Below are 9,971 nucleotides of genomic sequence, written 5' to 3'. Positions count from 1 at the left end.
ACCTGCATGTCATTGCTCTGGTCTGTATTATGCTACGACAGGCCGTAAACTACATCGCGGTCCATAACAGCCTCTAGTCGCCGTCTTCGATGCCGACCATGCGCCGGCGCGGAACTTTCTGACGGAGACCGTCGGCTATTTCACGACGGACAAGAACCTGTTTCTGGTTCAGACGCCCCACTTCTTCATCAATCCCGACCCGATTGAGCGGAATCTCGGCACATTCCAGACCATGCCGTCGGAGAACGAGATGTTCTACGGCGTCATCCAGCGTGGGCTGGACAAGTGGGATGCATCGTTCTTCTGCGGCTCGGCCGCCGTGCTCCGTCGCGAGGCCCTTCAGGAAACCAACGGCTTCAGCGGGGTGAGCATCACGGAGGATTGCGAAACCGCCCTCGAGCTTCACTCCCGGGGCTGGACGAGCGTCTATGTGGACAAGCCCCTGATCGCCGGCCTGCAGCCCGACAGCTTCGCCAGCTTCATCGGCCAGCGCTCCCGCTGGGCGCAGGGCATGATGCAGATCCTGCGCTACAAGTTCCCGCCCTTCAAGCGCGGGCTACGGCTGTCGCAGCGCCTGTGCTACATGTCGAGCAGCATGTTCTGGCTGTTCCCGTTCTCGCGCTTCTGCTTTCTCATTTCCCCCCTCTGTTATCTCTTCTTCTCGCTGGAGATCTTCACCGCATCGGGCGGCGAGTTCTTCGCCTATACGTTCACCTACATGATGGTGAACTTCATGATGCAGAATTATCTCTACGGCCGCTATCGCTGGCCCTGGATCTCGGATCTCTACGAGTATGTCCAAACGATCTACCTGCTTCCCGCCGTGCTGTCGGTGATCGCTAATCCGAGCAAGCCGACATTCAAGGTCACCTCGAAAAACGAGACCATGGATCAGAGCCGGGTCTCGGAGCTGGGCAGGCCCTACTTCATCATCTTCGGCATCCTGCTTCTCGGCGTCGTCGCAACCGGGGTGAGGGTCTGGGCCGAGCCTTACAAGGCCGACCTGACCCTCGTCACGGGAGCGTGGAACATCCTCAACCTCATCATCGCAGGCTGCGCCCTCGGCGTGGTGTCGGAGCGGGCCACCCGCCGACAGAGCCACCGGGTCCGCGTCGACCGTCCCTGCCGCTTCGTCATGGACGATGAGATCATCGATGCGGTTCTGAGGGACGTTTCGGTCGGCGGCGCAAGGCTTCACGTACCGCCCTCGGCTGAGCCGAACCTGAAAAAGGGAGCGGCTGGCACCCTCGAATTCCAGCCGTTCTCCAACCTTCCCATCCAGCATCTGCCGGTGGAGATCCGCAAGGTCGGCATGGACGACAAGGGCCTGCTGCTCGGATGTCAGTTTAGGATCGAGAAGTCGGAGCACCGGAAGATGATCGCGGACCTCGTCTTCGCCAACGCGGATCAGTGGAGCGACTTCCAGAGGAACCGGCACTATGACATCGGCGTCCTGCGCGGGACGCTCTGGTTCTTCATGGTTGCGTTCTATCAGACCGGACGGGGGCTCTCCTACTTCTTCGGCCTGCAGCGGATCGGGAGTTCCACTCCCGTCGCGCCCGCAGCCACAGCCGTCAGGTAGAGGTGTTTCGTGCGCCGGGTCCTGATCCCCTTTCTGCTAGGATTGCATGGGCTGGGCGTGCAGAGCGCCGTTGCCCAGGTGACACCCTTCAACATGTCGCCCGGCAGCCCGAGCGTGCCGCAGAGCGGCCGGGGCCCTGCATCGGATCCGGCCAAGCAGGCTCCCTTCGACATGCGCCAGCCTGGCTCGGCCCCTGCCGTGGCGCCGGCGCCCCAGCCGGCTCCGCCGGCCGGCAACTCCGCCCCTTTCAGCATGGGGCCTCGGAACGCACCCCCTCCTGCAACGGGAGCCGCCCCTGCGAAGCCGCCGGTTGCGGCAGGTGCCCCGGCAACACGCAGCGTTGCACGCATCGAGCGGCCGATCATTCCCTTCGAGTCGATCCGTTTCGAAGGCGAGACGGACGCCAGATCCTGGACCTTCCATCTCACGCAGGACGAGGCCGCAAGCGGCGCCACCCTCGCCATGGGCTACAAGAACGCCGTCGTCGTCATGCCTGAAGGCTCGCGGCTGAGGATCGCCATCAACGGAGAGCCCGTGATCGATGCGCCGATCTCCTCGCCGAACGACATCAAGCGTGTGACGGCTTCCGTTCGCCCCGGTCTCCTGCGTCCCGGGCAGAACATCATCCGCATGGAAGCCCTTCAGCGCCATAGGACCGACTGCACCATCGCGGCGACCTACGAACTCTGGACCGATGTGGATTCGGCGTCCACGCGGCTCACCTTCGCCGAGGGCGCGACAAAGACGCTGCGCAGCCTGGACGACCTGCCGGCGGTCGGCATCGACAATGGGGGCGTTACGACGATCAGGGTGGTCGCCCCCAAGATCTATCGCCCCGAAATCAGGGATCGCTTGCTGCGCCTCGTGCAGATGGTTGCCCTGCGCGGACGCTATGCTCATCCCGTGATCCAGGTGGTGGAGGCCGATCCGGGTCCTTCCCCCGTCGGCACGATCAAGGTGGCCATGGGCCTCGCCAGCGAACTGCGCGGCCTGGTGCCGGGCGTGCCGGATGCCGCCACGATGCAGCCCCTGACCATGATGATGCAGGAGCCGGGCTCCATCGGCTCGACCTTAGTTGTGTCAGGGCCGACCTGGCAGGATCTCGACACGGCGATCGGGATCGTCGGGGCTCAAGCTGTCAATCCTCTCAATCCCCAGCGCGGCATGGTCGATACGGCCTCCTGGCATTGGCCCGAGGTCCCCACCGCGTTCGGCGATCAATCCTTCCGCTTTGCCGATTTGGGCGTGCCGACGCAGGAATTTTCCGGGCGCCGCCTGAAGGCCGGCTTCGCCATCAACCTTCCTCCGGATTTCTATGCCACCGAATATGGCGAGGCCATTCTGCATCTCGACGCTGCCTATACATCTGCGGTGCGGCCCGGCAGCCACGTGAACGTCTTCGTGAATGGCATGATCAGCACGCAGATGACGATCACCACGCAAGGCGACATCGTCCGGCGTCATACGGTCCGTGTGCCCCTGAAGAACTTCAAGTCAGGTCTCAATCACATCACTCTAGAAGGGGCTCTTCTGACGGATGCAGACACGCGCTGCGCACCGGGAGAAACCCTCTCCGAGACGAACCGCTTCGTCCTGTTCGATACCACCACTCTGGAATTTCCGAATTTCGGGCGGATCGGCCGCCTGCCCGATCTCGCCGTTCTCGGCGCAGGCCGCTTTCCGGATGAAGACCTTCCCACGACCGTCGTTCTAGCTCGGCCCGACGCGCTGAACCTCTCCGCGGCGGGCACCCTTCTGGCTCGGATGGCACGCAGCGGCGGCCGGCCGGTGCGGGCGCAATTCGCCAATGCCGCCTCCGCCGATGACGACTCCGTCCTCTTCATCGGCGCCGTCGATCAGATCCCGCCCGGCATGCTCAACCGCGTGAAGGTGACGGAGCATCTTCGCATGATCTGGCCCTCGACGCCGGCTGGCGACAAAGGCGCATCGCAGACGGCGAGCGCGGATTTCACGATGCCCCTCGGCCAGGTCTCGCCCAACCGCACGGCCGTGGCCTCGACCGATGAAGTCCGCAGACGCTGGTCCGATACATTCCAGCGCCACGGCATTGTCCAGCAGACCATCGGCGCGGTGCAGGACTGGTTGGAGAAGACCTTCAGCCTCTCCCTCTCCTCTCTCTCGCTGGAGGAACGCGCCGACGCGCCCTACGCGCCGCCGCAGCGGGCTTCCCTGATGATGGCGCAGAGCCGGACTGAGGGATCCGGGGTCTGGACCCTGGTGACGGCCCGTACGGACCGGGCGCTGGCGGATGAGATGGCCCGTCTGGCCAATCCCATGCTCTGGTCCCAGGTTGCGGGACGAGCCGTGGCTCTCGATCCGAGGGAGATGAAGCTGCAGGTCGAGCCCATCAGCGATTACAGCTTCGTGCAGACGCAGCCGCCGTCACTGAGGAATCTGAGGCTCGTTGCGGCGAACTGGATGTCTGCGAACATTCTTCAGTATGCTCTCGTCATGCTGGCATGCTGCACCTTCCTGGGCATCGCCACGGCCTTGCTGCTCGGTCGCCTGGGACGCCGTTCATGACGATCCGTGTGCGACGCAGCGCCGGATTCCTGCCATGGCTCTTCGCCACATTTCTCGCCATGAGTTCGATGGCCTATTCCCAGACCCTGTCGGTCCAGACGCTCACCATCGCGGGAACGATCTCGCCGGCCGACTGGGAAGCCTATCGTTCCCGCTTCGTTGAGGACAATGGCCGTGTCGTCGATACCGCCAACGGCAACATCAGCCACAGCGAGGGCCAGGGATACGGGCTTCTCCTTGCTCTGGCGGCTGCCGACCGGCGTTCCTTCGAGCAGATCTGGAGCTTCACCTTCACCGAACTGCTCATCCGCGATGATGGCCTGGCCGTCTGGAAGTGGGATCCCAAGGGCAAACCTCGCGTGACGGACCGCAACAATGCCAGCGATGGCGACCTTCTCATTGCCTATGCCCTGGCAAAGGCAGGGCAGGTTTGGCAGGAACCCCGCTACACCAGCGCCGCACAGAAACTCGCCAGAGCCATCGGCAACAACACCTTCGGGCGCAGCGGGCGCTCGATGGTGCTCATGCCCGGCGCCAGCGGGTTCGGGGCCGGAGATCGCCCGGACGGTCCGGTGATCAACCTCTCCTACTGGGTTTTCGAGGCCTTCCCCGTGCTGGCGATCCTCGCGCCGGAATACGAATGGAACCGCGTCTGGCGCGACGGAGTCCTGCTTCTTCAGCAGGCGGCGTCGGGCCGCGTGAGACTTCCGGCGGATTGGCTCTCCCTCCAGAATGGATTGCAGCCGAAGCCGGCGGACGGCTTTCCTCCCGAGTTCGGTTACAACTCCTTAAGGATACCGCTTTACCTGTTGAGGGCAGGGATGACTGACATGGAGTGGCTCAGGGCCCTCAAGCAGCGCTGGTCTACGGAGAATGAAGGGGTTGCCGTTGTCAACGTGGTCACCGGACAGATCCGGGAGCGCCTGACCGACCAGGGCTATGCCATTCTGCCTGCCGCTCTGGCCTGCGCGCTCGACGGAACACCTGTTCCCGAAGCGCTGAGGACCTTCGAGCCGAGCCTCTATTACCCGTCCACCCTGTACCTTTTGGCGAAATCCCTGCTGGGTGAAAAATATCCGCAATGCGTCTCGTCGGCAGCGCCATAACGATTGCGGTCCTGATCCTGGGCTTCGCAGCGATCGCGCAGCAGACCGGCCCCGGCAGCTCCGAGCCGCCCGCCGGATCGCCGCCGTCTGAGGCCCCACCTGCCAATGGCTCCCAGCCGCAGGTCGATGAATCCGCGCTTCGCTATTTCGCTTCTCAGGGCGATACCCGCCGCGTCAACGCGGAGATTGCCCGGCTGCGCGCGCTCTACCCCAACTGGACACCCCCCAGCGATCTGTCGCAGCTCTCAGGCGCCGCCGCCGCTCCGCCCGACCCGATCGTCGAGCGACTCTGGAACCTCTACCGCGAGGACCGGATCGCTGAAGTCCGCGCGGCCATTGCCGAGCGGCAAGGCTCGGATCCCAATTGGAAGCCGCCGGAGGAGCTGGTTACGGCGCTTGAGACGGTCGAGGCTCGCCGCCGCCTGCTCAATGCCTCCGACACCGGCCAATGGCGGACCGTCCTGTCCGTAGCGACTGAATCGCCGAACCTTCTGACCTGCACGAATGTGGATGTGCTCTGGCGCGTGGCGGAGGCCTTTGCCCGGACCGATCAGCCCGGCCGCACTCGGGACGTTTATACATATCTGCTGACGAACTGCTCCAATCCGGCAGAACGCCTTGCGACCCTGCAGAAGGCTCTGACTCTTCTGCCCGAACAGCAGGTGGCGGACCTGCTGCAGTTCGAGCGCAGGACCGGCGAGGCTCCGGACGATTTCAGCTCCATCCGCGACGAGTTGGCCCGTCGCAGGGTCGAACGGGCCTCCCTCGACGGCAAGGTGACCGCATCGGCCGAGGATCTCGCGGCTGTCGAGCGGCTGATCCGGAATACCAACGAGGCCGGCCCCGTGCTGATCCTCGGATGGTACAACTACCATCATGGAAACCCTGCGCGGGCGCTTGAGCTGTTCAAGACGGCCCTCGACCGGAACGGCGGCGCCAAGGCGGCAGAAGGCTACGCCATGTCCCTGCGGGCGCTCGAACGTCTCAAGGACGCCGAAGCTTTCGCCTATGAATGGCGCGAGCGGGCTCCCGAAAACATGAAGATCTACCTGGACGTGGCCACAGCGCTCCTGAGCCAGGATCCTCCACCGCGCCTTGAAAGCCCGGTGGTCGCGCGCATCGTGACGGCCGTCACGGCGCAGCGTTTCAGCGATGGGGCTCAGGCCCTGGGCTGGTACTCCTACAACACGCAGCAGATCCGCACGGCGCGTGACTGGTTTCGGACGGCCCTGAACTGGAAGCCCGAGGACGAACCGTCCGCTTACGGCCTTGCCCTCTCGGCCCAGCGTCTGAACGAGCGTGCGGCCTTCAACGCCGTGGTTGCCCAATGGCGAGGACGTTCACAGCGCATTGCCGACCTGGCGGACAGAACCAATCCTGCCCTGAGACGGCAATCTGCTCCGGTCCCACCGAGGGCAGACATGCCTGCCGGAGAGACCGCACCATCCGTCGCAGCGGGTTACGCCGCTCCCCGTCAGGTCACCGTGGAGCGTGTCGAAGTCGAGCAGCCCCTGGTCCGGTCCGAGGAGGGGATACGGCGCCGTCAGACCGAGGCTCGCTCCGTCCTTGGGCGCAGCTGCGCCATCACGCGCAATCCCAACGGTCTTTCGGGCGATGCGGCTCTCACCCGCGGCTGGTGTCTCATGGAGATCAACCGGCCTCTCGAAGCGGTCTTCGCCTTCGACCAGGCCATCGCCGCCGGCAGCAGCCGGACCCGCGAAGAAGCGGCCTACGGCAAGTCGCTGGCCTATCTGCGCAAGAACCTGACCTCGCAGGCCGCCACCGCGGCGGCCGAGGCCCCGCAGACCCGCGAACGCCGCGTGGAACTCGGAGCATCGATTCTGACGCAGCGGGCATTGGCAGCCTATCGCGATGAACGCTTCGTGGAAACCCTCATCGCCCTGAGCGAACGGGCGAGACTCGTGCCCGAGCAGAACGATCTTCTGCTGATTCGCGGCTGGTCCTATTTCAGGCTCGGCCGTTACGACGACGCGGAGAAGGTTTTCCGCGCCGTTCAGCAGACCGGCTATTCCGAAGAGGCCAGCGTCGGCCTGAACGCCGTTCGGGAAGCCAAGGATCCGGTCCCCCAGTAACAGGCTCTGCCGAGCGGTTGCCGTAACCGACGCGATGCCTATCTTATGCTGACCAGGGCCCTTCCGGCCCTTCCCTCGCTTTTGTCGTCCGGCGCTCCGATCCATGGCAAGCCTGCAGATCATAATCTTCGATGTGTGCGGCACAGCCTGTGCCCTGCACCGGAGCGCCGTGCGCGAGTTCCTGCCCTTGCCGCGACTCTGGCGCCCGCCGGCCCTGCCCCGGCCGCTCGCCGGCTTCTTCAATCTCGGCGGAGATGCGGTTCCCGTCCTTCGCCTCGACGTGCTGTTCGGACTTGAGCAGAGGGAACCCGCCCCTGAAGCCGATCTCTACCAACATCTGATTCTGATCAGCGCCAGCGGCGCGGCTGGATCGAGCGCGCTCCTCGTGGACCGGGTTCTGGATGTGGCGAGGGTAGATGCCTCTCAGCTCTCGGCTGTCCGGCAGGCGGAGACCCTGAACGGCTGCGTGGAGGCGGAGGTCACCTGGAGCGACCGGATCGTCCATCTGCTCTCGGCCGACCGGATCCTGCTGGCGGAAGAGAAGCAGGCGTTGGCGGAGCTCGAACGTCAAGCCCAAAACCGGCTGAGCGAATGGGCGGTGCCGGCCTGATGGCCGTACAACCAGTCCCTGCTCCGTTGCTCGATGCCGGCTTTCCTCATTTGAAAAGCCGCGTCATCGAGCGCACGGGACATTTCTACTATCAGGACAAGGACGACCTTCTGTGGGAGCGTGTGCGCAAGCGCCTGCGCGCCACAGGCCTGTCCGATTCCAGCGCCTATCTGAACCTTCTCGACGATCCGATCTCAGGTCCTGCGGAATGGGGAAAGCTCGAGACCGAGATCACCATCGGCGAGACCTTCTTCTTCCGCTACGCGGAGCAATTCACGGCCCTGCGCGAGACCATCCTGCCCGAGATCATCGAACGCAAAGCCGCCACACGGCGGTTGCGGATCTGGAGCGCCGGATGCTCCACTGGAGCCGAGCCCTATTCCCTCGCCGTTCTCGTGAACGAGCTCCTCGGCGAGAGCCTCGGCGCATGGCGAGTGAGCATTCTCGGCACCGACATCAACGACAGCTTCCTGAAAGCAGCGCGACAGGCGCGGTTCGGAAAATGGGCGCTCCGCTCCATGCCGGACGAGCAGCGGGAGCGCTATTTCGTGAGCGCGGGCAAGGAGCAATGGGAGGTGCGGCCGGAGTTCCGCTCTGTCGTGCGCTTCGAGCGGCACAACCTGCTGAGCCTTCTCGAGGGGACATCACCCCTTGAGATGACGGATTTCGACCTGATCCTCTGCCGGAACGTCCTGATCTACTTCCATCCCGACACCGTGACCCGGATAGTGGGGGCTCTCCACGACCGTCTGGCAGACGAGGGCTGGATGCTTCTGGGACATGCGGAGCCTAATCCCACCTTCTCGTCCATGATGCAGGCCCTGAACCTGCCAGGGACGGCGGCCTACAGGCGCGGCTCGGGGGAGGCGCCGCTTCCAGCGCCTGCTGCCGTGCAGACCAAAGTCAGCCTGCAGAACTGGACACCGCTGCTGCCCGGGCCGAAGCCGGATGAGCCGGCTGGACGACAAGCCTCTCTGCGTCGCGCCAAAGTTTCACCCAAGGCACCGGCTTCGCCCGCTCCTCGCGACGCGAGCGACTCCGTCGGAGAGATCAGGATGCGTGCCAACGCCGGCGATTTCACCGCCGCTGCGGATCTCTGCCAGAGGGCCCTTGTCCAACAGCCTCTGAGTTCTGTTCTGCACTTTTACCACGGCCTCATCCTGCGGGGACTCGATCGCCCTGAGGAGGCTGAGAAAAGCTTCCTTAAGAGCCTCTATCTCGATAAAAATTTCGTCATGGCACATTACCACCTCGGTCTTCTGCTGCTCGCCGATGGACGACTGGACTCTGGGCGGCGTTCCCTAACCAATGCAATCCAGGTTGCAGCAGCCATGCTCGACGACAGCCTGATCGAGGAAGGAGACGGGCTTACTGCGAAGGAATTGCGCGATCTCGTCCGTATCCATCTCGAGGCGACAACGCCCTCCAAGCGCAAGGCATGATCATGGCGGAGTCGGTGCGCCGGAAGCTGAGACGGATGACATGGAGCAAGATCCGCTCGACTGAGGAGCGGGTGCGGCAGATCCTTGACGAGCGGACCGAGAGCCTCGCATCGCGCCGCAAGGATGAGGCTGCGCCAGTGCAGGCTCTGTCGCGCGTGCTTGTCTGCGGCTCCGGGCGCGAGCGCTTCGGGATTCCGGCCGAGGCCGTCGCCGAAGTGCTGCCACCTCAGAACACCATGCCGGTTCCGGATGGCCCGCCGGCTCTGGTGGGCCTGTTCGGTCGAGGCGGCCGACTGGTGAGTGTGATCGATCTCGCGCTTGCCCTCGGCATCGAACCGTCCTCCGCGGGCGACGAGAACCATCATCTCCTGCTCCTTCGGCGCGATCATCCGCAAGTGGCGCTGAGGGTCGAACGCGCCTATGCGGTGGCGGATACCGTTCGCCTGACGGGCGAGGAGGCCACCGGCTTCCACTCCGAGGCGGTGACCGGCTATGCCAGAATGCAGGCCGATGACGCGGACACCCTGTCTCTTCTCGATACCGAGCGCCTCCTGCGCCCCTTCCTTACCGCTTCCCCTGTTTCTGGAGTCTGAC

General features: G+C 64.3%; 6 protein-coding genes and 1 pseudogene. All 7 read left to right on the top strand.

Features of this window, described 5'->3' with window-relative positions; all coding sequences use genetic code 11:
- Positions 1-73: 73 nt before the first annotated feature.
- A pseudogene (locus ILT44_RS23510) lies at positions 74-1,582 on the top strand (glycosyltransferase family 2 protein); the annotation flags it as partial.
- Positions 1,583-1,591: 9 nt separating this feature from the next.
- Positions 1,592-4,126, top strand: a complete 2,535-nt coding sequence (locus tag ILT44_RS23505) for a cellulose biosynthesis cyclic di-GMP-binding regulatory protein BcsB (RefSeq protein ID WP_204242042.1) — start codon at positions 1,592-1,594, stop codon at positions 4,124-4,126.
- Complete coding sequence (locus tag ILT44_RS23500; RefSeq protein ID WP_204242041.1) at positions 4,123-5,232, top strand: family 8 glycosyl hydrolase; 1,110 nt, start codon at positions 4,123-4,125, stop codon at positions 5,230-5,232. Before ILT44_RS23505 ends, ILT44_RS23500 begins: the two co-directional genes overlap by 4 nt.
- The gene (locus ILT44_RS23495; protein WP_204242040.1) at positions 5,208-7,325 is read left to right on the top strand and encodes a tetratricopeptide repeat protein; all 2,118 of its coding nucleotides are present in this window, start codon (positions 5,208-5,210) and stop codon (positions 7,323-7,325) included. Before ILT44_RS23500 ends, ILT44_RS23495 begins: the two co-directional genes overlap by 25 nt.
- 103 nt (positions 7,326-7,428) lie before the next feature.
- The gene (locus ILT44_RS23490) at positions 7,429-7,935 is read left to right on the top strand and encodes a chemotaxis protein CheW (protein WP_204242039.1); all 507 of its coding nucleotides are present in this window, start codon (positions 7,429-7,431) and stop codon (positions 7,933-7,935) included.
- Positions 7,935-9,377 (top strand): CheR family methyltransferase, encoded by a 1,443-nt coding sequence (locus tag ILT44_RS23485; protein ID WP_204242038.1) that lies wholly within the window; start codon positions 7,935-7,937, stop codon positions 9,375-9,377. Before ILT44_RS23490 ends, ILT44_RS23485 begins: the two co-directional genes overlap by 1 nt.
- A gap of 35 nt (positions 9,378-9,412) precedes the next feature.
- The gene (locus ILT44_RS23480; RefSeq protein WP_204242037.1) at positions 9,413-9,970 is read left to right on the top strand and encodes a chemotaxis protein CheW; all 558 of its coding nucleotides are present in this window, start codon (positions 9,413-9,415) and stop codon (positions 9,968-9,970) included.
- Position 9,971 lies beyond the last annotated feature (1 nt).

The organism is Microvirga arvi (assembly GCF_016892765.1).
Taxonomy (GTDB): Bacteria; Pseudomonadota; Alphaproteobacteria; order Rhizobiales; family Beijerinckiaceae; genus Microvirga; species Microvirga arvi.
This window is presented reverse-complemented; position numbering and strand designations above follow the sequence as displayed.